General features: G+C 46.3%; 32 protein-coding genes. 4 read left to right on the forward strand and 28 right to left on the reverse strand.

The annotated features are described in order from the left end of the window. Positions 1–1671 precede the first annotated feature (1671 nt). The 3 genes from HGP28_RS17850 to HGP28_RS17860 all read left to right on the forward strand — a co-directional run bounded on the left by HGP28_RS17850 (position 1672) and on the right by HGP28_RS17860 (position 3126). Positions 1672–1869 (forward strand): hypothetical protein, encoded by a 198-nt coding sequence (locus HGP28_RS17850; protein WP_103176263.1) that lies wholly within the window; start codon positions 1672–1674, stop codon positions 1867–1869. Positions 1870–1949: 80 nt separating this feature from the next. After that, complete coding sequence (locus HGP28_RS17855) at positions 1950–2726, forward strand: ParA family protein (protein WP_138222990.1); 777 nt, start codon at positions 1950–1952, stop codon at positions 2724–2726. Then, positions 2719–3126: a hypothetical protein gene (locus HGP28_RS17860; RefSeq protein WP_168837818.1), complete on the forward strand. Its 408-nt coding sequence runs from the start codon at positions 2719–2721 to the stop codon at positions 3124–3126. Before HGP28_RS17855 ends, HGP28_RS17860 begins: the two co-directional genes overlap by 8 nt. Positions 3127–3157: 31 nt before the next feature. Here HGP28_RS17860 and HGP28_RS19390 read toward each other — a convergent pair whose 3' ends face one another. Beyond that, positions 3158–3487 (reverse strand): helix-turn-helix domain-containing protein, encoded by a 330-nt coding sequence (locus tag HGP28_RS19390; RefSeq protein ID WP_130194984.1) that lies wholly within the window; start codon positions 3485–3487, stop codon positions 3158–3160. A gap of 315 nt (positions 3488–3802) precedes the next feature. On the opposite strand from HGP28_RS19390, the gene HGP28_RS17870 reads away from it, so the two are divergent. Next, a complete protein-coding gene (locus tag HGP28_RS17870; RefSeq protein WP_168837819.1) occupies positions 3803–3973 on the forward strand; it encodes a hypothetical protein in 171 nt (56 codons plus the stop codon). Between the two features lie 193 nt (positions 3974–4166). Here the strand turns inward: HGP28_RS17870 and HGP28_RS17875 are convergent, their stop codons facing one another. From HGP28_RS17875 to HGP28_RS18005, 27 genes are all read right to left on the reverse strand, one after another. After that, positions 4167–4721, reverse strand: a complete 555-nt coding sequence (locus HGP28_RS17875) for a phiTE_072 family protein (RefSeq protein ID WP_168837820.1) — start codon at positions 4719–4721, stop codon at positions 4167–4169. Between the two features lie 304 nt (positions 4722–5025). Next, positions 5026–5436, reverse strand: a complete 411-nt coding sequence (locus tag HGP28_RS17880) for a hypothetical protein (protein WP_168837821.1) — start codon at positions 5434–5436, stop codon at positions 5026–5028. Between the two features lie 10 nt (positions 5437–5446). Then, a complete protein-coding gene (locus tag HGP28_RS17885; RefSeq protein ID WP_130198019.1) occupies positions 5447–5728 on the reverse strand; it encodes a hypothetical protein in 282 nt (93 codons plus the stop codon). Between the two features lie 423 nt (positions 5729–6151). Continuing rightward, positions 6152–6382 carry a hypothetical protein gene (locus HGP28_RS17890; protein ID WP_103176223.1) on the reverse strand — a complete coding sequence of 77 codons (231 nt, stop codon included), beginning with the start codon at positions 6380–6382 and terminating at the stop codon, positions 6152–6154. Then, a complete protein-coding gene (locus HGP28_RS17895; protein ID WP_130194980.1) occupies positions 6383–6700 on the reverse strand; it encodes a hypothetical protein in 318 nt (105 codons plus the stop codon). It abuts the gene before it with no gap. A gap of 72 nt (positions 6701–6772) precedes the next feature. Then, entirely contained in the window at positions 6773–7300 is a 528-nt protein-coding gene (locus HGP28_RS17900) for a glycoside hydrolase family 108 protein (protein WP_168837822.1), read from the reverse strand. Positions 7301–7317: 17 nt separating this feature from the next. Then, complete coding sequence (locus HGP28_RS17905; RefSeq protein ID WP_168837823.1) at positions 7318–8277, reverse strand: contractile injection system protein, VgrG/Pvc8 family; 960 nt, start codon at positions 8275–8277, stop codon at positions 7318–7320. Then, positions 8268–8477 carry a tail protein X gene (locus tag HGP28_RS17910; RefSeq protein ID WP_103176227.1) on the reverse strand — a complete coding sequence of 70 codons (210 nt, stop codon included), beginning with the start codon at positions 8475–8477 and terminating at the stop codon, positions 8268–8270. The genes HGP28_RS17905 and HGP28_RS17910 overlap by 10 nt, the downstream gene beginning before the upstream one ends. Further along, on the reverse strand, positions 8443–8853 hold the full coding sequence (locus tag HGP28_RS17915; protein ID WP_168837824.1) for a phage tail protein: 411 nt from the start codon (positions 8851–8853) through the stop codon (positions 8443–8445). Before HGP28_RS17915 ends, HGP28_RS17910 begins: the two co-directional genes overlap by 35 nt. Continuing rightward, positions 8853–11657, reverse strand: a complete 2805-nt coding sequence (locus tag HGP28_RS17920; RefSeq protein ID WP_168837825.1) for a phage tail tape measure protein — start codon at positions 11655–11657, stop codon at positions 8853–8855. The genes HGP28_RS17915 and HGP28_RS17920 overlap by 1 nt, the downstream gene beginning before the upstream one ends. Positions 11658–11783: 126 nt before the next feature. Continuing rightward, positions 11784–12314, reverse strand: a complete 531-nt coding sequence (locus HGP28_RS17925) for a hypothetical protein (protein WP_138223000.1) — start codon at positions 12312–12314, stop codon at positions 11784–11786. A 71-nt stretch (positions 12315–12385) separates the two neighbouring features. Then, the gene (locus tag HGP28_RS17930) at positions 12386–12853 is read right to left on the reverse strand and encodes a phage major tail tube protein (protein ID WP_168837826.1); all 468 of its coding nucleotides are present in this window, start codon (positions 12851–12853) and stop codon (positions 12386–12388) included. 11 nt (positions 12854–12864) lie between these two features. Beyond that, positions 12865–14010, reverse strand: a complete 1146-nt coding sequence (locus HGP28_RS17935) for a phage tail sheath protein (protein ID WP_168837827.1) — start codon at positions 14008–14010, stop codon at positions 12865–12867. Further along, the gene (locus tag HGP28_RS17940) at positions 14010–14219 is read right to left on the reverse strand and encodes a hypothetical protein (protein ID WP_138223002.1); all 210 of its coding nucleotides are present in this window, start codon (positions 14217–14219) and stop codon (positions 14010–14012) included. The genes HGP28_RS17935 and HGP28_RS17940 overlap by 1 nt, the downstream gene beginning before the upstream one ends. A 97-nt stretch (positions 14220–14316) precedes the next feature. Continuing rightward, positions 14317–14580: a hypothetical protein gene (locus tag HGP28_RS17945; RefSeq protein ID WP_168837828.1), complete on the reverse strand. Its 264-nt coding sequence runs from the start codon at positions 14578–14580 to the stop codon at positions 14317–14319. Positions 14581–14592: 12 nt separating this feature from the next. After that, a complete protein-coding gene (locus tag HGP28_RS17950; RefSeq protein ID WP_168837829.1) occupies positions 14593–15438 on the reverse strand; it encodes a hypothetical protein in 846 nt (281 codons plus the stop codon). Continuing rightward, a complete protein-coding gene (locus HGP28_RS17955) occupies positions 15438–15977 on the reverse strand; it encodes a phage tail-collar fiber domain-containing protein (RefSeq protein WP_168837830.1) in 540 nt (179 codons plus the stop codon). Before HGP28_RS17955 ends, HGP28_RS17950 begins: the two co-directional genes overlap by 1 nt. Further along, positions 15974–16717 (reverse strand): phage tail protein I, encoded by a 744-nt coding sequence (locus tag HGP28_RS17960; protein WP_168837831.1) that lies wholly within the window; start codon positions 16715–16717, stop codon positions 15974–15976. Before HGP28_RS17960 ends, HGP28_RS17955 begins: the two co-directional genes overlap by 4 nt. Continuing rightward, positions 16701–17693, reverse strand: a complete 993-nt coding sequence (locus tag HGP28_RS17965; RefSeq protein WP_168837832.1) for a baseplate J/gp47 family protein — start codon at positions 17691–17693, stop codon at positions 16701–16703. Before HGP28_RS17965 ends, HGP28_RS17960 begins: the two co-directional genes overlap by 17 nt. Beyond that, positions 17690–18016, reverse strand: coding sequence for a hypothetical protein (locus HGP28_RS17970; protein WP_168837833.1), 327 nt, complete (start codon positions 18014–18016; stop codon positions 17690–17692). Before HGP28_RS17970 ends, HGP28_RS17965 begins: the two co-directional genes overlap by 4 nt. Positions 18017–18025: 9 nt before the next feature. Continuing rightward, positions 18026–18754 (reverse strand): phage baseplate assembly protein V, encoded by a 729-nt coding sequence (locus HGP28_RS17975; RefSeq protein WP_168837834.1) that lies wholly within the window; start codon positions 18752–18754, stop codon positions 18026–18028. Next, the gene (locus tag HGP28_RS17980) at positions 18729–19295 is read right to left on the reverse strand and encodes a hypothetical protein (protein WP_168837835.1); all 567 of its coding nucleotides are present in this window, start codon (positions 19293–19295) and stop codon (positions 18729–18731) included. Before HGP28_RS17980 ends, HGP28_RS17975 begins: the two co-directional genes overlap by 26 nt. Further along, positions 19279–19821: a hypothetical protein gene (locus tag HGP28_RS17985; RefSeq protein WP_168837836.1), complete on the reverse strand. Its 543-nt coding sequence runs from the start codon at positions 19819–19821 to the stop codon at positions 19279–19281. The genes HGP28_RS17980 and HGP28_RS17985 overlap by 17 nt, the downstream gene beginning before the upstream one ends. After that, the gene (locus HGP28_RS17990; RefSeq protein ID WP_138223010.1) at positions 19818–20078 is read right to left on the reverse strand and encodes a hypothetical protein; all 261 of its coding nucleotides are present in this window, start codon (positions 20076–20078) and stop codon (positions 19818–19820) included. The genes HGP28_RS17985 and HGP28_RS17990 overlap by 4 nt, the downstream gene beginning before the upstream one ends. A 4-nt stretch (positions 20079–20082) precedes the next feature. Beyond that, the gene (locus HGP28_RS17995; RefSeq protein WP_168837837.1) at positions 20083–20415 is read right to left on the reverse strand and encodes a DUF2190 family protein; all 333 of its coding nucleotides are present in this window, start codon (positions 20413–20415) and stop codon (positions 20083–20085) included. A gap of 96 nt (positions 20416–20511) precedes the next feature. Further along, positions 20512–22539, reverse strand: a complete 2028-nt coding sequence (locus HGP28_RS18000) for a head maturation protease, ClpP-related (protein WP_168837838.1) — start codon at positions 22537–22539, stop codon at positions 20512–20514. After that, on the reverse strand, positions 22520–24013 hold the full coding sequence (locus HGP28_RS18005; protein WP_138222976.1) for a phage portal protein: 1494 nt from the start codon (positions 24011–24013) through the stop codon (positions 22520–22522). Before HGP28_RS18005 ends, HGP28_RS18000 begins: the two co-directional genes overlap by 20 nt.

Below are 24013 nucleotides of genomic sequence, written 5' to 3' on the forward strand. Positions count from 1 at the left end.
GTTTAATTTGCTTAATAATTATACCACTAAATCGAGAAAGCCATTATAAACTATTGATTTTAAAGAGTTTAACGCTCAATGAACCCCTCTATAAAGGCACCTTAAGCGAACGCCTCAAGACGCTGATAGCAAACAAACCACAAAGCCAACCCCCCTAATGGATAACTCCTCACTACCAACTGACGCGCTATCGCTTGTCGGGTCAGCACTGTAGCTAAATCGTTCACTCGCTTTGGCTCGCTCCTTGATTTAACTCCAGCACTCGACCGTTGTTATAGAATTTTCCTATTCAGTTTTTTGAATAAGTTTTCACCGATTAAAGCTCCTAATTAGAGATAAGCGATTGAGGTTAAGGGGTGAATTGCTACGCTCAGAGGTGAGAAAGGCTTGATTTTAGGTAAAATTAACCCTTACCCACGCAGGCTTCTATTAGCTCACTGCGCAGGTAATGGTTTTCCTTAAATGTCCATTACGCCCGTCGGGTCGAAAAGGAATCATCCAGTGCGTAGTCTCTCTCTACCTGTACGTGTTTAGAGTCTCCACTTGCCAGCCGCGCAAGCTTCTACAACTCCCTTCCTAGCCACGTACCGCAAATCAATAGAGGAGGAGAATACTCGCTCTATGCCTCTCGCCAGAGTTTCACGCGAGGGTTTCCCCAACATACGCTCTCTGTGATTCGCACCAACCGCTAGCAACCCTCGGACTGTGTTTGGTTGTTCTGTTTGTCCCTAGCGTCCACCTGTCTCTGTAACCGCCCGTAACGCTAGAGTCACTGAATGTGCACTTTATTTAAATGGGTAATGAGTGCTTGTTAAACCCAGAATTATTTTTGATTCAGTGAAGGCTTTCTTGTGAGTGCTCAAAAAGCGCCCACAAGAAAACCTTCACTGCTGATGTGAAGTATTCGTGCGCGTTGAGATTACGCAGACGCAAGAACGCCAAGCGGTAGCTATTGCAACGCTAAAACAACGAAATAGATTGAGGTCATTACAAGAAATCGTCTTATAACGAGAAGGTGAGGTGCCACATTGGTGGTCTTTGGGTTTGGTAGTGAGCGCGTCTAAAATCGACACACTTACACTGGCAGTAAGTTTCATAAGTTAGTTTCTAATTGTTAGTAGTAGTCGTAGTTAGTCGGTTGGTAGCCGACAAAAGAAACTATATCCGATAACCCCAAGAAAGATCAAGCACTAGATCACTGCTTAGGTAACAGATACAAAAAAGCCCCGCGGATAAGGCGAGGCTTTTTCGTCAATTTGTTCGCTGTTCAGCACCACCTGGCACAGCTGACCGATTCAAAATAAGGGGAAACTAAAAACCCTACATTTGTTGAACGCCCTACTAAAAGCGTCTCGGATGGTTATATATTAGCGTTTAGGGGGATTGAGAGCAATTGCTATCTGATTTCACGCCTTATGTACAGCACCTTTTGAGTAAACGATCTTACCCCAAAATCGCCGCCGCATCACATAAAGACTCAATATTGAGTTATACAGCAAACTGACAATGACAAAAACCATCAAAAACAACCTTAAGGCACTGATCGCCTTGGCTGATCGGCAAATAAACGATCTTTCATTTGTTATTGATGTTTCTGCAATTTTTTATGGAAATGAATGAATAACACTGGTTAAATATACAGTATTAATACTGTTCTTTCCAGAGGTACCGATGAATTACGATGCGAACGAGCACTTGCAGTGCGCAGAAGTTAAAGCACAGCAACTTACTGCCGTTGCAACCGCTGCGGGAGAAGCAGCCGAACAGATAGACCAAGCCACTTTAGCGCTCTGCTTTCAGGTTATAGAGCGCCTCGGCAGAGAGTGCCAAAAGCACATCAATCAGGCAGAAATCACAAACAAAGAATAAATGTATATTACTAATAATATACATCGGCAACTAACTGAGTTATATTGCCTATTCAGCACCACTGAAAATAAGGCATAGACATGACTCAAATCATTACTGTAGGCAACGGTAAGGGTGGCGTAACCAAAACCACTACCGCTGTAAACCTTAGCTACGAGCTAAGCAAGAAAGGCAAGCGTACCCTTATCATCGACTTTGACGGTCAAGGCGATACCACCAAATTTTACTTAGAAGACGAAACCCCTCACTATCTTGGGGATGTGCTTCTTGATAGAAAATTTGACATTAACCAAGCTATCTACCCCGCTCTTGTTAATGGCGCAGTTCAAGACAATCTATTTATCATTCCTGCTCGCTTTGATGATGCCATGACGAAGTTAGATATGGATTTATTCTCTGCACCAAAGCGAGAAGAGCGACTTAAACTGCAGCTCCAAAAGATAAGCGAGCCATTTGATTACATCGTGATCGACACGCAACCAGGCACAAGCGTTTTAGGATTGAATGCAATCAACGCCGCTACGCGATTCCTTTTCCCTACGGATTACAGCGAACACTCTATTGACGGCATTGAGAAACTACTTACGCACATTCAAGATGTACTCTTTGTTGAAGAAGACGAAATTAACTACACCGTCCTACCTGTGAAGATCGACAACCGCAAAAAACGTAAAAATGAGTACGGTGAGAGCTACACAAGCGAACGTTGGGCGAACAAGGTAGCCAAAACCAAAATCATGGATAGGTCAGTTTTCGACGATGCAGAACGCGAACACTTGCCCCTTTCCGTGTTCAGTAAAGGACATGTGGCAGCTCGCTACTACAGCAGCCTAGCAGCGGAGATTATCAATGACTAACGAAGAACTGACGCTACTAGCAGAATTAAAAGCCAAACCTACCCGCGATCTTAAACCTGCAGAAAAAGCGAAACTAAAAAGCCTTGAGCGACTAGCAAAGAAAGAAGAGAAAGCGGCTGAACCTAAGCCGACCAGGAATGAAACCTTTGGAGTAACGCCAACCACCAAGCTTGCTGCGGTACCGTTTAGGATTAGTAACGAAGAGAAAAGCATCATGACCGATGCGGCGAAAAGAATAGCAGGGACAGAGCTTTTCTATGATCGCCTTGGTGGCAAAGACGACCTGAGCAATAACACTCAAATGCGCGCAGCGTTACGCGCCTATGAAAAGCTTAGCGACGAGGAAAAGGTAGAAGCAATACGAGAGGCAAAGCTCTCTATGGCTCGCTCTCAAAGGTAATGTATATTATTGGTAATATACAAGGGTGGCACTAGCCGCCCTTTTTGCTATCTTCGTAATTCCTCATAAGAAACTCTATCAACGACTTACGAGAGGCGGCAGTAAGCGTTCTCGCTGCCGCCGCAACATCCCACGCCGTCACTGGCACTAAATTGAGCATATCTAGCGCTAAGTCCATGTATGTAATATTTAAAAACTTCATAGCAGCCACAAACTGTGACAGCTTTAACTCAGCCTTACCGGACTCGCAGCGCACATAGTGACGCCTACTTATGCCGATACCCCTAGCCACATCCAGTTGCGTTAATTGGTCGCGTTCTCGTCTTCTTTTTATCACGACCATCAATTCATGATGCGACATGTGTCAACCTTGATGTGATTGGTTAATCTCTAAATGAGCAAGAAAGAGACCAGCCAAGTTTCGAGTATTTACCCCAAATTAATTACGGTTATGATTCTCGTTGCTTTATATGCTAACTATTTAATAAATAAAGCGAATACATAAAACAACGACTAGGCTATAAACAATGACCCCACTTAACCTTATATTAGAATCTCATTATGCAAAACTACAAATGATAACTTTATCATTTTACAAATCAATAAGAGTAGCCCTCCAAGGAGAGAAGCAACCTGCATTAGCATGGGGTAATGAACCACCTATTGAGGTGGCAAAATGAAAACAGAGGAAAATTTAGAACTGCTTGAATCAGCAAAGGGGTTGGCGGCTTGCGGAAGTGAGGCGGCAACGAACTGGGAACAACAGCACTTGGTGAGCCTGTTCATCGAAATAGAAAGGAAGATTGAGAGAGCCTTAAAGAATTTGAGTGAATCTGGCTCTATTTAACATATTGTACCTAATGTGCACCAAGCGGCGGCAACTTTGGCAGCTTGATGTAAAAAGAAAGGCTAAGCGTCGATTTCTGACAACTTAGCCTTTCTGTTTTTTGTGGATAAGTGGCTGTGGATAAGTGATGATTATCGAATTGGTATAAAACCCTTAAAACCTCAACTCTTATGATGAAATTGCCTGCACAGGCTTAAGCTACTTTAGGCTTTGCCATTTGACGTAATCCATCACGCACAACATCGATTATGTTGCATAAATATTTGTAATCTGAATTAGCTTTCTTGGGGATTTCATACCACCAATCCTCACCAAGAATTTCTAACAACAAGTCGTAGTTCATTTTGCACCACGCCAACCCATCATCATCATTTAGATTGCTTTCAGCACTTTCGATTTCATCAAAGTAATCTCTCGCTTTGTCCTGATCTAATTCACCCGCTCGACGCTCCTTTAGAACAGCTCTCTTGAGAACATTCACGAACTCTTCATAATCATCAATATCGCTTGGTATCGAGCTTAAATTTTTGGCTAAGTAGTGGTTATCACATGAAACAAAGAACTCAGCAATCGAACGTTCGCCCATTCCACCCCAATAGCTTGACCAAGATTTACCAAAGCACTCAATAGTGATCTTGCCTTTTCTTGGGGCTAAGTCTTCCAAGAAAACCGTAATAGGGTCTAATCGCTCTAAGTTTGATAGCACTAATTTAGTCACTTGAGACTGCTCTATATCCATCTGAATCATATTAAGCTGCTCCATTTAGTTGGTATTTTTTATATTTAGGGTTCTCATTGGCGTTGCAGAGCCATGAATGAAAGCCATTCTCTCTGCAGAACTGCCACACCAGGTGACGAGGTAATTGTTTAAGTTCGTTGTTCAGGCGAGCGTAATTCGTTAGACTAGCTTGAGTCATAGTTATTCCCTCTTAGTTTTGATCGGCTTTAGGGTAATTGTGATTGCAAACCCCGTTCTAGTTTGGCGACTAACGGGGTTTTGTTTTATCTATATCTTGTATTGGTGATGAGTACCGGCTTTCAATATGTAGTGGTTACTCACCCATCTTCTCTAAACAGTATTGTTCAAACTGATACAGGGATTCGTCATCAAAACGACCAGAATCACGAAGTGACATCATTTCATTGAACAAGTGACGATTGCTTAAGTCCAAGTTAATGTATTCATGCAAGTGAGCCACTCGCGGCTCTTCTGTTCGTCGGTACCAGTTAGCAAAGGCAGTTTGAAAGAACAGCGCAGCTCTACCGCCATCTTCTATTTGCTCTCGAATATCTGCCAACACTTCTTCTTGAGGACGACCATAAGCAATAGGCTTGGGATTCATGACCAATGCGCGGATTGAATCAAGTATCTCCTGCTGCTGTGTTTGGTTGTATTGCGGCAATTGTGTGGCTAGCGTTCCTAGATAATCCGTTAGCACTGCTTGAATGTATGATTCGTTCATCTTGTTTCCCTTATTTGTTCTCAATCCACTCAAGAGCTTTCTCAAAGCCTTGAGGGCTAATATTGATATACCAATCCAAATCAACTTTTCTTCTCATGATCAAACCTCGCTCTTCGAGCGTTTTACATGAACTGCGGAAGTTGTTGGGGTGAACTTCTTTATTCAGCATTCTATTCACTGCGGCGTTCAAAACCGTTGATTTCGCTTGCTTATTCCCACGCATAAAGGCATGAGCCAGCCTTAGTAAAATCTCTTTCTGAATTTCGCTGAAACGATGATTGCTTGCGTCCATAATTCCTTAATCATTGCTACAATGATTAAGACAATACAACACCTAATTCATTGTTACAATGATTAAGGTTTAATATAGGTAAAAATGAGATAAGGGTAACGTTTTGGTTATTCACAATTTCGGGGGATATCTAAGGGGATAGATTGCCAGAGGCGGCATAAGGAAAGGGGTTCCCCCTTAGCAAGCTAAGGAGGAATAAAGGCAGTGGTAGTAATGTAGGTTTGATAAATGTCAGGCTCTAAGACTAAATTAGCCTTAGCCACGGACTGTTTGACTAAGGCTCGCATGCCGTCAGACTTTGACGGAGGTTTGAAAGCCTGGGAAGTAGTGGCACATTGCTTGAGGTCAAGCAGGTAAAGCTGCAAGTTCTTAAAGCTGCGTTCGGGTAAGTAAACCCCGTTGCTACCTTCGACTTCATACCACTCAAGATTTATTGGTGTCGGAGGGCAGCTTGTTGGGCTTGGGGTCGCTGAGCTGCACGCTGCCAGAAGCAGCACCGAACTCATCAGCAAAAGTTTCATTCGGGGTTTCATTGATGTTTTTCACCTGCTGTTGCTTCTTCTTTTGCGCTCTAACGGCTTGCCACTTTCGGTAGCCGTCTGCGATATAAGGGGCGATTTTCAGCACCCCTAACAAGATTTTGAGATAGGGCATTTACTGCATCCGTTTAAAGTGAATCGGGTTCTTATCCAGTTCGTTCTTAGCGTGTCCACGGTTGGCTGCAATGCTCTCTAAAATAGAGATCAACCAATCAGGGGCTTTTGCCATTGTTTCCGGTTTAATGAACTGGCGAACCTGCGCCCAAACAAAACCAAGCGCTAAGAAGACAAGCATCACAATGGCGTAGTATTCACCTGCAACCCACTTGATCGCCCCAAGAATCAAACCTGCTTCTTCTGGGGTTAATGGGGCAACTTCTGCCAATGCCAAGCTAGAAAACAGTGCGAACACTAAAGCAAAAATGTATTTCATGTTGTTGTTTCTCCAATAAAAAAGGGCAGCTAACGCCACCCCAAAATAAATGTATATCACCAACGATATACATTAGTTATCAATTGCTGCTAAACGGAGGTTTTCCGCAATTCGTTGCGACCAACCCCGTGAGAACTGAGACCACGCTTTAATGTCGTTCATAAAGTCCAAGCGCTCTGCTAGGAACTTTAAAAGCACATCATTGTGATCAGAGGCTTTGACTGCTGCCTCGGTTTTCTTGCCGTAATAGCCATCGTCTTTAGCGCCAACAGCACGCTGTAAGAAGCGAATCGCACGCCAAGAGCCGTGATTAATCGAAGCGTCGAATAGCTGATACATCACCGCTTTATGGAATGCTTCTCCACCTAGCTTGAGCCAAAAGTCACGGTAATAAATCTCTTTAGCTTGCTCGATGGTGAGTTGCTTAATATTGAGGTCGGGGTAAGTCATGGCAGCGATACCAAACTTCGTGCCTTTGCGTTCACCTTTACCCACAACTCCCGTTGTCCAGTTTCCACGGTCATCGTATAAGTTTTGATATTTACCTTCGTGACCAATCACTCGCTCAAAGGCGATCAAATAAGCCTGCGGATACTTCATAGACTCTCTCTAAATGATTAAGTAGGGCGGGTTGCTTCTACTTGAATGGTGTAAGCGGTGCGGGTTCCTGATAGGGTGACGGTTTCAATCGACCAATTCCCCTTAGAACGGGGAGAGTGGAACCCTTCCAAGTTCATAACAGATTCAGCAAACAAGCCTTGCTTACCGTTCAAGGTGGCAGTGAACTTTTGCCCCTTGCGGTTGAACTCGGCTAGCTTCGCTTCTGCTCGTTGAGTCGCCTCATCGGCGTTTTTGAATACCTCTCTAATTCGGTAATAAGGCTCTGTGCCGATGATCTCAGTGCCACTGTTGCCAGTTTCAGGCGTTTGCCATTCCGCTTTAATGCCTTTAAATCGAACATTGCTTGGGTGGGCTATCTTGGCAGTGTTTTTTTGCACGTCCTGCAGGTTGATAGTGACGGAACGCTGAGCGTTACCGGATAACGTTGAAAGACTGCCACGCTTACCAAACACGTACATGTGATCGATAGGCTTTGCGATTGCGTCATGTTTTGACGCTAAACGAGCAATAAAGGCAGAGTCGGTTTCTTCGTTCTGGTTTAAGTGGTCGGTTGGCTTGCTGGCAAGTTCGGGGCTGACACGCACCTCATAGCCGTGCGGCTCCATCACAGCTTTGACCACATCCAACACAGTGGCAGGTGGAAAAGTTCGCCGCCTTGGTTCTTTAAAGCCGCTTTTATCCTCCACACTGAACTTGGCGGGGGTGAGCTGCACTACAAGCTTGGCAGGGTGTAACTGCTCAGAGATGGCAGAGATTTGAAACACACCTCTATGCTCACCATCAACGGTAACGCTCCACTCTGTCCCACTGGCAGGAATATGATCTTGAGACTCACTGCCACTAAAGGTGAGCGTTAGCCTATCCGCTTGCATCCCCTCACTATCTGTCAATGACCAATTGGTAAGCAGAGGCTTTAGCTCGGCAGCTCCCGCCCCTTTGATGCTGATTACGTCCATACAGGGATTTCATTTTGTGTTGTCGAATCAGAGTCGCTACCCAAGGTTGGTAACTCCACCATTTGACCAGGTTGTAAAAATGGGGTGGTTTGGGTCGGGTTCAGGCGGTAAAACTGCTCTTCCAGCTCATCGGAATCCACACCAAACACCCGATAAAGCAACGTATTAACCGTTTCGTTGGGCTTGGCTTGGGTTTTCATCTTTCTGGCGATACTCCTTAAGCGTGAGCGTTATCTTGACGACTTGGGCTTGCCCTTTCTCAATGATTTTGGTGTAACTGGTTTTCACGTTACGAAGGGTAAAGCGTCCCCAACTTCGCCCTTTACCATCCGTAACCATGACGATTTCATGTGCTTTCGCCATTGTTCGTAACGCTTCGGCTTCGGCTTCGCCATCCCCTTTGAACGCCACAACATTAAGCGTCCAGTTATCCAAAGGGTTTGAGGTCGGGTCTTGTCGTGGGCTGTCTATCGCGTCGAAATCTGACCACCCGCCGGAAGTGTCATAGGTATGATCTTCTAACGGGTTGCCTTTCACTACGCTAAAAACATGATCGTTTAGTGCTAAGTGCTGCATTAGCTCACCAATGAATGTTCAAAGTCTTGAGTTAGGTTTTCAGAATCCAAACCGTGTTCACGCGCAAACTGCGCTAAAGCTTGTTGTACTGTTTCCATCGTTAAAGCAGCGGTTTGTTCTGGCGCTTGCGCACCGGTTACCTGCACCACTGGTGAAAAAGTAATGTTTGGCTTTTGCGCTTGCTCTACTTTTTGGATTTGTGCGGTTTTGATTTCTTCGGTTTTGTTAGGGAGTTCTTCTTTGGAGAACCAACCAAATACGGTTGAAGCAATGCTCTCACCTGCAGAATCACCCAACATGCCGCCAATGCCTGCACCAATGGCGGTACCGATACCAGGTAAGATTGCCGTTCCTATCGCGGCACCTGCTGCTGCACCACCTAGACCACCAAGTAATCCACCGCCACTTTCTACGGCTGCAGCGGTATCCCCTTTGGCTAAATTGGTGGCTACGCTCACCGCATCTAAGCCTACGGTAAGAGGGCGAAGGAACCCCGCCACCTTGGCGAACTTCTCAACGTGCAACCCCTCCAACGTATCGCCCACGGTACCTGTGATTTGAGCGGCTTGGTTTAGACCATCGGCAGCAAAGGCAGGCAAAGCGGCACCGCCAGCCAATAGCCCTGCACCCGTTTTTAGAATGTTGCCCTTGGCTCTTCCGGAAAGACTCATACCTTTAGGTGCTGCACCGGAAATAAAGTCCGTTGCCCCACTAAAGAGATCCATACCCAAACCAACTAAACCACGCTTGCGACCTCTTCGACGCCGTGACGGTGAGCGCCTTGTTTTGGCTTCACCTCTCGTTCTTACTGTGCTTCCTGTTTCGCCTACACGAGCACCACGGGTGGCTCTCGCTTGACGTTCCATCGCGGCAGCATGACGATTGGCGGCTGTAGTGGCTTTGTCTGTGGCTGATTGTTGGCTTTTAAGTGCCAATGTTTCTTTGGCAATACTGGCAATGTTTGTAGCGAATTTGACGCCTTGATAAACCTTGTAAGCGGCTACCCCTGCGACCACGGCAGCACCCAGCCCTAGAACAACATCAGCGGCAATCCCCGCCTCTGCTACCCAATCGGTTGTGGCTATCGTGAGATCAACAATAGGATCTAATATTGCATTGAAAGCAGGCCAAAGCTTGTCACCCACTACAGTGGCAAGGTTACCGAACGCATCAGCGGCACGCTCTGCCCCTGATAGGTTGGTACTTGCAATGGATGTGTATTCGTCCTTAACAGAGGTATTACTCGCTTTCGCGGCTTCATTCTGAATTTTGGTGAGCCGCTCAGTATCTTTGAGCAGCTTTTGAATGTGCGGGTTAGCTTCATCACCAAACAGAGATTTAATCGCTGCGGATTGGTCTTCTTTATTCAGCTCTTTGATACCTTCAAGCACATCCAGCAAGGTACCCATTGCGTCTTCTTGCATGCCTAGCGCAACTGATTGAGCATCAGTGCCAAGCATGTTGAAAATTTCTTCTTGGCTACCTGTGGCAGAGAACCCTGCTGTTAAAGCGGAAGAGATGTTTTTAGCGGCTGTCGCGGCTTCTTCGGCACTCGCACCTTTTGACAGGAGCGAACCGGACAAGCCAAGCGCTTGCGCTTCGGTAAAGCCTGAGTTCGTCATGAGCGCACCTGTTCGGCTCATCACTCCAAGCAAATCATTACCCGACACACCGCCGTTTTGGTTGGCAACATCATTGATCATGTTTGCCATTCGCATGAACTGCTTTTGTCCTGCTTCACCTTGCTCATAGCCGAGCGAGTTGCGCAGTGCCATACCCTTTTGTGCGGCTTCATCTGCCGTCATATCCCACGCGGTGGCGGTCATGATAGTGTCACGGGTATAAGCGGCTAAATCTTCCTTGGCAATACCACCATTTGCACCGCCTGCCGCAATTTTCATTACGTCTGTGTCGTTAACCCCTGCCATTTCAACAGCAAGGTTATTCAGCTCACGGCGTAACTTTTGCGCATCTTCACTGCGGTAGCCTTGATCACCAAAATCTAAGGTCTTCGCCACATCCACAAATGAGGCTTCATTGTGCATGGACTCACGCCCCGCCAATACGCCTGCGGCTGTGATACCCACTGCGGCAGTGCTTGCACTAGGCATAGAGGCTAAGGCTTCTTTCTTTCGCTGCTGCAGTTGATTAGAACGAGCCAATAGCCTGTTTTCACGCTCAAGCAACTGAGCAGATTTTTCAGCGCGGCGATTAGCAATATCTTTGGCTTTCGCCAGGTCTTTCGTGCTAATGCCTGCTGACTTTAATTTGTCATTCAACGCACCAAGTTGACGAGTTTGATTTTTCTCCTTGGCGTTTAAATTCGACACGCTTTTAGTGAGTCGCTCTAACTCGGCTTGTTCTTTTTTGGTGAGCTTGTAATGCTCGTTTTTCTTCTTCGTTAACTTATCGACAATCGACTGAGAACGAATGAGCTTATTTTGCTCTACCGTGGTTAAGTCAATGCCTTTGGCTTTCTTGGCGTTGAGTGAGGCAACGGTATTTTGGTTGGTTTTCAGTGATACCGTTTCAGCATCAGTGAGCTTGATGTGCTGTTGCTGCTTGGCAGATAAAGCAGACAACGCCGCTTGGGTGTGGGCGGTTTGCTCTTGAGTGACCTTAAGCGCAGAGGTTAAAGTTTCATACTGCCTCACATCCCCTGCCGTTTTCTTTGCGGCTCTGAGTTCTTTCTGCGCTTTCTCAGTGGTATCGATTAGCCCACGTTGCGCCTTTTCTACTTTCTCTATTCCAGCGACCGCTTGCGTGGCATCCGTGGTAATTCCAAGTTGTATTTTCTTATCCACGTTTAACCCCTAATTGAGCTAAAGCTAGCTCGTAACGTCGCAAGGCAATTTCCGTTGTCCATTCCAGTGCATCACTAGCGGAATACCCCGCCAGTGGCACAACATCTAAAATGGTTTCAACGCTCTCTACTGAAAGTAAGCCGCTGGTTTGGTTAAAAAATTGGTGGCAGCATTTACAAGGCTGCGGTAGTCGGGCAAAGGCAAGCTCATGATCTCGTCTTCTTCCAGTTCGGTAAGGTTGGCAACAATGAAACAAGCGCGTTTAATATCATCGCTGATCTTATTTGCCATTTTGGAAAGTTTGAGCGTTGGGAACTCAAAGCTAACTTTACGCTCACCAGTAAAATACAACGTCACTTCTTTTGCGGTGTCGTCTTGTTCCACATTTGCCAACTGGTAACCCGTTTGGCGATAGAAATCATAGGAAGCTTCGTAAAGCGCAAGCCAATCAGGGCTTGATAGAGAATCCAACTCATCTTGGTTGAGTCCTGTTGATGCCATCACCAAGGCTTCTTTTTCTTCTTGTGTGAACGTGTCACCTTTTGGCTCAACATCCATGCTTGATTCACGGCTCATTGGTTTAACCGTGACTTGGTTGATACTTTCAATTGGCTTTAATAGCGTGAACGGACGCTCTAGGTATTCGGCTTGGCTCATGATGCCCCCAAGAAATAGGAATAAAAAAAGGTCGCCACATTTGACGACCTTAACTTGCTAAAATGGATGAATTAAACGTTAAACTGCTCACCGCCGATATTGTACTTACCGTTATCAATATCCACGTCAGTGATAGTTACACCGTTATCTACCCAAAGGTGCTTGGTGATCTGCCCTGTCAGGGTCAAAGTTTGCTGCTCACGCATCTTGTTAGATGAGTATTCCATGCTCACTTCACCTGTCATGGTGTGCTCTGCATCAAAACGTTGATGCTTGTTCATGCCGTTTTCGTTGTAGATGATCACGGTCTTATCACCATCTTTAAGCGCGCCTTTCGCAACAGACGCCATTTCGCCTTTAATGGTCACCGACCATTCAGAAGCTTCATAACCAACACACACTTTCTTACCCATAAACGCACCAGGTACATCAGCGTACACCTTGGTGTATTTAGGCGGGGTAAACTCATCCATGTTGTTGGTGATCTTAATGCCGCCAGGTAGCGTTAGCTTTCTGGCGTGAGTAACTCGGTTAGACATAGTTCACCTTATTAGCTGAATGTTTTGATTGCGTCATCGATGTAAACCTGCAGGATTTCATCGCTCTGATTTAGCTCAATGATTGAGTGCTCGTTTGGACGGTACGCACCCCAATCAATCACCAATACCCACTCACCATTTTTGTAGCGTTGCAGATTGTTGCGGGTCGCATGGAGATAACAGCGTGCACCGATGATTTCACCATCAGCCTGCAGACTAGACAGCCAGTTACTTAACTGAGCAATGCGCTGCTTGAAGAAATCGAAATCAAGGTTGTATTCCATCGTGTCACGGTGAGACTTGATAAGCTCACGGCACAATTGGTTTTCAATACCAATAATGTTGCCAAAGCTACCATCTGCAGTACGAGTACCTAAGAACATCAAACCGCCGTTCGGGTCGCGGATAGTAACCGATACGCCTTTTTTGTTGAGGTCTACCGCTTCACTGTTCTTATCGTTGACACGGTAGCCAACAATGCGAGCGATATCATCTAGTGGGGTTGGTGCGCCGTTCGGGGTTTGAGATGGCTTCACACTGCAGCGAGCTGCCATACCAATCACTGACGGTGGAATAGTGTGAGACCAACGCTCACCACTAACATCTGGGCACCATACGCGCTTATGAACCGCCCCTAAAAGCTCTGCGTAAGTCTTCGCGTCTACGGTGTTGGTATCAGGAGCATCCGTCCAGCCTTCACAATAGGTTTGGTCAGCGAGTGCCGCTAGTGCATTGGCGATCTCAATGCCGTGAAAGCCCGGTGCCGCAACGTTGGTTGGGGCTTCTTGGCAAGCAGCAAAGGCTGCAATGCCTGTCAATCGTCCAGATGGAGAAACACCGCCCACAATCTTGGCTTTGGTGGCGTCATCGTCAGCACCTTCTTGTTCGATAATGACGTAACAAGGCACCTTAGCGACTTCAAGGAAGTATTTAGCACTAAAATAAAGCACGCCCGATGGGGTTTCGGTGGTGTCGATTAGTACCAAATCTGCAGGAGTGTATAGCTTAATTGGTTCGCCATAAGCCACGCTTGGATCTTTGTTTGGTGCAATACCAATCAAACCACCAAGCTGATTATCTACCCCGCCCATGACGCCTAGCGGTTCACTCACTTCTAATGAGATACCGTTATGGTTTTGTGTTGTGGTCGTTGCCATTACTTACTCTCTTTTTTCAATTCGAGGTTTTTGTTTCTGAGGTGGTACTCAGCTTGGGATGGCGTCAAGGTGATAGATTCTCCTTTCTCACGCCAACGTTTGAGGATGCGTTTTTCTTTGAGCATCACGTACTCTCGCGGGGCATTCGGGTTGTCCGTTACCTGCGCTTGGGTTGTTGCGTCTGAATTTGACGCTTTGGTGTTTGCCATTGGCATACGCTCCAAATAAAAAGCCCTGCACAAATGGCAGGGCTAGAAGTTAAGTAATTTCGAAACGGGTTCTATTTCATAGTAACCAACGTAGCACTTAAGGAGTGATAGCCAATAAACCTTCTATAGTTGGACTTTCCATGTTTGACCACGCACGACAGGAAACTATAAAGTCATTCATTTTTTTAATCTCATCAGAATTAGCGCTCATTAGAACGTTAAGCTGCTCAGATTCATTGTAGAATTTAACAATGTGATTACGACAATAATTACGAGCTGCAACCACTTCGTATTTTTCAACACCTTTTGATGTGGTGATATACGTTCCTTGTAGCTCTTGGGGTATATTTAAATCTGACACATTACACTCCTATTAACTAGATGGAATAACTTGAGCGACAGGGTTCCAAACTCCGTCTGTCTCATTGTGAAGGGCGTCATAGTTATTCCAATGCTCATCCAACGCCATGCTTGTCACGTTAAATAAATTTGGTAATTTTCGACCTTGTGGATAAATGCCGGGGATAATACTTGGCAAAGCCAACCAGATCTCAGCATCAGACTGACCACACCACATATCCACGTTTACATAGTTACCTACCGCTTGCTCATTCTGAGAATAAACACGACGGTATAATCGCCAATCATTTTGATTTGAACCGTTATAAGTTTCATTTGGACCGCTGGTAAAACCAACACCACGACAATAAACCATATATGTCCAGTTATTTGCTTTAATGTGCTGCCATGGAATATGAAATGCAAAAGTAGGAAAAGACGACAAGCCACTAACATTCTTTATCCGTAAAATATTAAATGAACCTGAAAAATTCCTAGTGTTTGACCCTAATCCCATAAAGTCCATAAGTTCCTTGGCGATTTCATGCCTGGACTCTGGATCAACTCCCGAAGTAACAGGGATAATTTCCGTTTCAAACTTGCCATCTAACCCATTACCCCAACCACCTTTATATGGAGACGGATTACCTCCACTTGTTGTTATGTATTTCATAAAGTTATTATTTGCGTTTACGGTAAAAAAGGGCAGTGATTGCAATGCAGCAAGAGAGGCATCTGTAACTTCTTTGATACCGTCATCCACCTTTTTATCTATTTCACCCATCTTTGCTGAGACTTCGGCGGTTTGAGCTTGACTCGCTGCAGTTTGTTCTTGAGAAGCTTTTTTCACTTCTTGCAATTCATTCAAAATTTCGGACATTAATTTGTCTCCAATTGTCGTAGTCGCTCTGCTTGTTGCATTAGCATGTGCGACTGTTTAGTTTGGACTACTTGCGAGCGAATGAACGCAACCGCATCTTTCATCATTTCGGTATCAATCAGAATGTTGATGTTCTCCACACCCACAACCACTTCAAGCGAGTCAGTCGGAAGAGCAGATAAATCCATTGTGAACAGAATCACTACGTGCGCTTTTGCTGCTTTGTAGTTTAGCGTCGTGTTCGGGGCTGATATCACGCCTAGCAAGGTACCTGTAGATAACCAGATACCAATCTCACGAATGGCATACTCATCATCACCTGAGAACTTCGCTGTGCACTGTAGCGACGTTGCGCCCGTGTCCTTGTATTCTGAAATTTCAACACGCTGCTTTTCATTCTGCAGCGTTTTTTGTGTCGGGCTTGGGGTGTACGCTCGGTCACCTGCAGATATCCATTTTATCCAGGCTTGAATACCTTCTTCTTTGGCGCTAATACACTCCGCTAAGCCTTGCTCGGTAATCGTTACGGCTAGGGTCATGGCGTTCTCGCTGTTGTGTAGATATGAGTTACTGATATTGGGTGAGGGCTAACCGCTGAACCTAGATGAACTTTCCCGCTCAACTCGGTTTGATTTAGCTCTGCTTTCACTGACATTGGGTGAATGGTGACAGGGGTTGCATGTCCCATACCTAATGCGGCGCTACCTTTGACGTCTAACTGCCAAAGATCGGCTTTCGCTTTAGCGTGTTGAATGCTGACGCTTGGCGCACCTGCCGCTTTCATTTCAAAGGACTGATACACACCAAACGCTAATGCCAGCTCTATTGTGTCCCTTTCCGACTTAACATGATTCAAACGCTCTATAAGTCGGTTCGCACGCTCTTGGGTGACAGTTTGATTACTCTTACCCCACGCCAACACATAGACCGTATAAGGCAAGCCGCCATCAACTTGCTTCCAATGGGTGATTTGCGCGGTGTAGTCCACCGCATCTAATGCCTGCGCTATGCCTGCATTGGTACCACTGGCTTGATGGACGGAATAAGACACGTTAGTAATGGCGCGTTTTTCAGCCTCGCTATCACTAAAAAACCAATCGTTAACGCCACGTTCTGACGCCATCAAGGGTAGTAACTCCTGAGTGGTCGTCATTGGGTCATTAATGGTGGCTAACACATCCTCGCTCTTAACGAGCGCTTTCGAGCCTTCTTCGTAGCTGCGCTCGAACGTGGTTCGGTTGTCAGGTAAGAGGGTGTCTTTATCAATTGATTCTGACATTCACGGTCACCCCCTGACAATATGGCGCTTCAAACCAATCGCATGCCACATCGCTTGCAGGACTGAGAATATTCAACCGTGTGGCGTTGTGGTTGTGAGCAATTTGATCAATGCGTGAGCGCTGGATGGTTCCACCCAATTTGTGTTGTTCTTCGGCGTAATCGTTGAGCGCTTTATTCAAGCCCTCTCGGTCTATCAATCGCGTTGGGGCGGTTTCTTCCCAAGCATCAATCGCTATTGAATAGGGATTAATATCAGCACTTACTGTGGTGATATGATCGGACTCTTGAGCTACATCTGGGCGGCTGCAGTATGCCAACACTGCATCTTGCAAAGCTTGGCTTGCTGAACCATCGCCGATTGGAGAAAGCACACGAATTTGCACTTCACCTGAGTTTGGCGTCACCATTCTAGCTTCGGCATCTTTCGGGCGGGTTACCCCTTCCGTTGATGTAAATTCAAAGCGTTGAATTATGACGTTTTCCGATTCGCGATACACAGTGATTAAAGGTCGCTCGCCCAATGTCATGGCGTGGAACTTATAGCCGGTTCTCGTTCCCGTGGTTGCCAAGCCATAGGGGGCTAAGCTGTAACGAAGTAATAACGAGGCGTCAGATTCCATCACTGCCGGAATCGGTGGAAATACTGTGTTATCGGCGGGTTGTATCACTTGACGTGTCAGACCTAAGCGAGAGACCACCAAATCTATCATTTCAGAATCCGTGGCGGTTTCTGAAAAGTTCTGCAGGTACTTGTAGTTGTCGTTGCGGGTTTCTTGCTGTCGAAACAGAATCATTGAATCTAACAGCAAAGCGGCTGACTCATTGGGGCTGCGTAAGCCCGTAGTAAGTAACTGTGCCATTTCTTCGCCAACTTCTTTCACCGCATGCGGATAGAAGAAATCATTAATAAACCGCTCGCGCATCACTTCGAATGGCTCAACGGTCAAAATATCAGGGACTTTCACCGCACTCATAACTCTAGCACCTCTTTTTGTCCGTCATACGTGTAGTGAATTTGGGTGCGAAAACCTGTGCCGTGTATCCGTATATCGACAATTGGGTTCACAATGTCAGATAAATCGTTGGCAGGGTTCGCAATGATTCGGTGAATACGGTTAATGGATTTCATGCGGTTTTGCTCATTCGCCAATCCCATAAGCTTGCGATACTCGCCACCCACGTTGCGGCGCTTTTCTCTTGAACCTATTTGAGTAGTGATAGCTTTCGCCAAACGGCAAGCAGCTTGCTTGCCGCCCGTCACCGTTAGCCCCGTGTTGGGGTCAATACCTTGCTGCATGCTGACCTCTTACTCAATCGGGGTTTCTGTTGGCTGACCTTCGTTGTTCACTTTGTGGCGGTGAATACTGAATTTCACATTGCCTATCGTGGCATCGGAAAGCGTGGCACCGTTAGCAGAGAGCGAGAACGCGCCAGGCGAATAACTCACTACGGTTGGTGTTTTCACTTGCATGCTCACATCCAGTGCGCCCTTGATCTTCACATCACCCGTTTGGGTGTGGGTGCCTTTGGTGTTCGCAGTGCTTGCCGTTCGGTTGTACTCACTGGTTTGCATTGAAATCACATCCGATGCCTCAACCAGAAAAGCAGGGGTTATAAACTTAACTGAGCTATCCGCTTCAACTAAATAGTTACCGTCAAAATCTGACGTCACCTTGAATACATCTAAAATACTTAAAATGTTTTTTCGTGGGTCGGTGTCATCAGGAGAGAAATCAGAGCAATAAGCGGCAGGCAATGCGATTGCTTGCGCTTCATCAACACCACCCGATAGATTCAACACCACCACTTGCTCACCGAGACTAGGCGCACGCCATTTGATCACTTCACCCGCTTCAAAGGCTATCCATTGAATAGGGGGCGATAAGTAGTCCTCATCTGAGTTCGGGGCATAATCAATGACAGCTTTAACCCCTGACACGGATTTCACGCGACCTAATCTGATCAGGTTTCTAAGTTGACGCTCAAGACCATTAACACGCTGAGTAAGATCAAGAATCGCTTTCGTCAGATTCATAGATTATTTGCACCTCGCTATCACCCTCTTGGGCTGTGATGGACTTAAGCAAGAACGTTTCATCTTCTAGGTTGCCGTAGCGAATGGTTTGAATGAACGTGATGGCATAACCTTGATCGTTCGTGTGCCACTTAAGCGGGTAACCTTGGATTTCTTCGGGTTCGTCTACGCAATCAAAATCAGGGTTTAGCGCTCGACTCACGCCGTTTTCGTCTTCGCCCATTTGTTCGGGGTCAACAAAATACTGACCTGTTACTTTGGCACTCACAAAACCGCCAATATTGGCAGCTTCAACGCTTGGCTTTGATACATTCTTAGGCACTTTGACCAACACCGTTACTTTAAGCGTGTTTTGGTGGCGTCCATCATCGGAATAACTGAACTCTTCAATTTCAGGCAAAGGCAGTTTAATAAATGGCTTGGGCTTGTCTTGCTTGTCGGGTTCGTCGTCATATTGCACTGTGGCGTTATCCCCAACAGCTTTGCTGAGCAGCGAGTGAAGCAGCTCAACATAGTCACCCAAATTATTGATGTAGCTCATCTAAAAACGCCTCTTTGTAAACGTCTTGAAGCTCGACTTCTAATTGAGCGACGATTTCTGACGTTTCCATATGAATATCTTCTCGCACCACTTCAACGGGTGGTGATTTACGTTTGCGAGTTTGCCCTTTAGGTAAAGGCTTTCGCCTTGGTTTGGGCTGCGTGGGTCTTTCGCGGGTTCGTTTCCAAATAAGCAAAGGGCTGTTGTTCATGGACTGAACAAACGCCCCCTTGTAGAAGGCGTCACCAGATTGCACCCCTTTGGGTACTTGGTTGAAATCCCGAATATAAGCCACGTTGAGCGGAAGCAAACCAAACCAAACGCTGGTCTGGTTTCCTTTTACTTTTCCCGACTTAACACGACGACGACCTGCACTAGAACGAATCTTCAGCTCTTGTCCTAACCGCTTGATAGATTCCTTGGTAAGCCATTTTTGCGCCACTTTAAGGGCGGCAGATGCACATTTGTTGACGTGCTCTTTATCAAACCAATGTTCATCTTCTACGGTGAGGTGCACATTATTCATCGTTGTGGCGTCCAGTCGGTTTTGGGCTTGTCATTGAGCGGCTGCAAAGTGTGTAAGTAGGTCGAGGTGTTAAAACGCTGGCTGTTAATCACTTCAAACTTATCGCCGTTCGGGTGAACGCACTGCGTACCTTGAGCGAGCAACCCGCTGTGGTTTTTCAGTTCGTGCGTGTCGTCCTTATAGCGATAACGGCAGGGAACTGCTTCCCCGCCTATCAACCACTCTTTTGAAAAAGCCGAATCAATTAAATGATCCATTGCCTTACAAAATGCCAGGTAAGTACAACGCTTGTTTACCATGCTCGGTGATGAATGCACCAATTGGCTTATCATCAGGAGCAGCGGGTTTAGTCACGGTGAACTCTTTTGCTGTTGGGTCAAAGTAAGCGTATTCACCTTCATAACTTGGCGTATCGCCACCTTTGAGCGGGAAGTCTACAAACACCCCTTGAACTTCGCCTGTAAACGGCTGACCTTCATCAGCATTCATGGCAGGAATAACCAACACCACACCCATTTTCAAAGGGATGCCATATTGAACACCACCAGTGGGCGCGGTAAGGGTTAGATTTTCGTTGTTAGCTAGTAAGCGCATAATCAGTTCTCTTTAACGAAGAAACGACAACGCCACCCGTTACGGTGGCGTTTCATGGTTGTTTAATACATAGCCTTTTCGCTATGCCTGATTGATTTAAGCAGGGGCTTTGATGTTTTGTTTCATCACGCCTTTGCGATCCACAGGCTGGATCACTGAGTCGATGTAAATTCGGATAGTGGCACCGTCCGATTTCCAATCTTCTTTGGTTTCCACCTGTACGCCGTCTGCGTCTTCGTGGTAACCCTCAACAAAGGAAACGTGATCGTTATGCGCAAAGGCATACGCCACATCAATACCCGCTAGGTCAGCCAAACCTTGAACCTTGCTGAATGCTTCATACGCTTCATTTGGTTCGTCTTTAATGGTTTCCGCTTTCATTAGAGCGCTGGCTTTCTTAGCGCGCTGGTTCGACGTTAGGTAAACCTCTGGCTTAAGGTAAAGCGGGTTACCTTCACTGGTTTGCGCGTCTGCCATTTTGCCTGACATATCCGCTAACGTTGCAGAATCAATCAAACCGTCCACTTCATTGCCTGACGCTTTACTAAATAGCGCTTTGCCATCTTTCAGTTTCGGATTGTTCTTAAGCAGAGCAATCAAAGAATCTGCAGGAGCTTGAGCACAGTTACGCACTGCCTTTTGGACTTGCGAAGTGATGAAATCAAACTTATCACTCATGATAAGTTCGCGGCTTACTTGGATTTCATAACCCAACGTAGAAAGCACCGCCGTATCACCGGACGCTTTTAGCTTCACTTGAGTGAACTTACCACCTTCGGTTTTCACACCAGGCTTACCAAGATCATTCATGATGAGAATGTCATTGGTACCAAACTTCATTGGTTGGCGTGTCACCAATGGCGCATGCCATGATTCCAGATTCGCCACTTCGTTAATGATCAACGCGCCCACATGCGTTTCAATGATATCGCCTAGTGAGTGGGTGTTATTGGTGAACGCATGAGCAACAAGCTTTTTCTTGCTCATCTGCGTTGCGTCCGTATCGCCTACATAACCTGCATGAGCGCGCAGGGCTTCGGTGGCTGACATATGACGGTAAGGGTTGTTGTCATCCCATGAGCACGCTTTAAGGCGAGCACCAAAGTAGTTGCTAAGGTGAGATTGCGCAGCACTTGCCGTTAGTGCCGTTTGTTGCCCTGCAGGGGTTGGTGATTGTGGGTTGCCGCCTTCTGGTGTATCACCTTGCGGCTCTAAGAACGCCAGTAACTTAACGCGAGCAGTTTCAATATCACAATCCATATCTTCCAAACACTCAGCCTTTAGCTTTTTCGCTTTCGGGTATTTGGCAAACAGTTGGTTGATGCCTGTTTTGCGCTGCTTTTCTTGTTTCTTAAACTCTTCGTATGGCATGTCGTCATTCTCTGCGGTTAATTTATCAGGAGAGGATTGGCTTGGTTCAGCCGTTGGTGAATCTGGCGCGGTGGGTTCACCATCCTCGCCGTTGTCTTGCCACATAGCGACAAGAGAATCAGGAGCGTTAAACGCTTTTAAATGCTTAAGCTTAGGAGCGTTGAAATTAGACGCTTCTAGCGGGTTGTCTGACTGCTCGTAAATGCCAGTACAAAGCCCATACTCAACGGCTTCACTAGCACTTAACCAACAGTCAGACTCCGCGATATCTGCTCGAATATCGTCTTCTGTTTTGCCCGATACTGAGGCGAATAGCTCAATCATTTGGTTATTAATGGTTTCGGCTTCATCAGCACGGGCGCGCATTTCTGCAGCCGTGCCATAAGCCGCACCGTGGCATTGATGAATCATAAGGCGTGCGGTTGGGCGAATGTAACGCTCTTCACACGCCATGAGCACCACGGAGCTTATTGAGGCACACACTGAATCAACAATGCCCGTCACTTTGCCTGGGTAATCTTTAATGGCGGCATAAATCGCCATTCCTTCATCCACTTCGCCACCATCGGTGTGAAAGTGAATCGTGAGGTCTTTGCCATCGTGCTTGCTCAGCTCATACAGCATTGTGCTTGCTGAAATTTCCCACTCGCCGATATAGCCATATAAAAAAAGCTTCACGCCCTCTGCGGAAGCTTTCAGCTTGTACCAACTTTGGGAGCCTTGAGCTTTTAACTTACTCGTCTTTTTTGCCATCTTTGCTATCCGTTTTGTTTGCGTTTTCGTCTGCAACCATCGAAAGCAGCTCGGTTAGCTCTAACCGTTCCATTTCGTCTTTTTCTTGCTTGTACATCTCAAGAATCGAACTTACATCCAAACCACGCTGAGCAAGGGCTAGCGTCAATGGCAGCATGCCAATATCTTTAAGGATCTTGATTGAGGTTGCTTCTTTGTATGGGTCAATCCACGGCATGACCGGACCAGTAAAAGAGGCGTCATACAGTGTTGACCAATCAAGGTCTTTGGGTGGAACAAGCGTTTTGCTTAGCGTGGCAGCATTAAGCCACCCCTCATAAGCAGGTCGTACATGCTGGCGAACCATTAAGGCACGCAAGATGATGTAACCCGCCCAACGGTCAATCATTTCTTGGCGTTGAGCTGAATACGACTTGTTGTAAATCCCTGTTACGGCTGAGTTATTCGCGCCAATCGTACCTGTGACATTGCGCTGTTGATGCTGCATATACACATCAGCACTTTCAGCCCCTTTAGCCGATTCAAGCGTTTGGAACTCATCATTTTTGTTCGCTTCTAATACGTTGCCGTATTCAAAGCTCAATGGTTCGTCGTATTCGTCTTCTTCACCATCATCACCCTGACCAGGTACATATTGACCGCCTGCCTTTTTGTGAACCAATACGATTCTGGCAGCAACCAAACGACCAAGACGCACCGCATCTTCATATTCTTTTAAGTTGTGAATACTGAGCAATGCAGGGGCGAGTTTTGAAATACCACGCAAACCACCGATGCGCGTTTGCCAACGGGCATGCAGTACGTTTTGAACCTCAACAAACAACGGCTTTTGAGCAAAGGCGGTCAAGTCCGGCACAAAGTAATAACCTTTTGTGCGGTTGTACTCACCAAGCTTAAAGCCGTTAACGATGTTGTTTTTCTTGTCGTAAAGATCGGCGGGGATGTGGTCACATTCAAACGGCTCAATACCAAAAGGCACATCACCTAAATACTCATGACCATCAAAGGCGTAGATACGCGAAAAGATTTCACCATCACGAACAATCGCACGACAAATCAACTGCTCACTGTCAGCTCTCGACGTTCGACCATCCATACACCAATGCCGTGAAGACTTCTCATAAGCCCGTTGAATCTGCTTTGCAAAATCAGTGGCTACAGTGCCATCTTTCAACTTTGGCTGAGGCTGCACCACCAAACCATCAGCACCAATGACATTTTTCACCACCTCATCCAATGCCGTGGCAATGATCGGGTAGTTTTCTTCAAACCATCGGGCTTGTTGCGCCAAAGGCAATTGGCTGATTTTTGCAAGTTCCTTGGCGAGCTTCTTTTCTCGCGGTGGTCGCTTGCCTGTTTTTGGTGTTAACGCTTCATAGCTGGCGTTGAGCTTCTTTCTCGCCTGCATGCGCGCCAGTCCTTTTTCAGGGTCACGGTAAGCAACGATTCTATCTATAAAATTCATGCTTCCCAT

The sequence above is a fragment of the Vibrio agarilyticus genome (genome assembly GCF_012641465.1).
Lineage (GTDB): Bacteria > Pseudomonadota > Gammaproteobacteria > Enterobacterales > Vibrionaceae > Vibrio > Vibrio agarilyticus.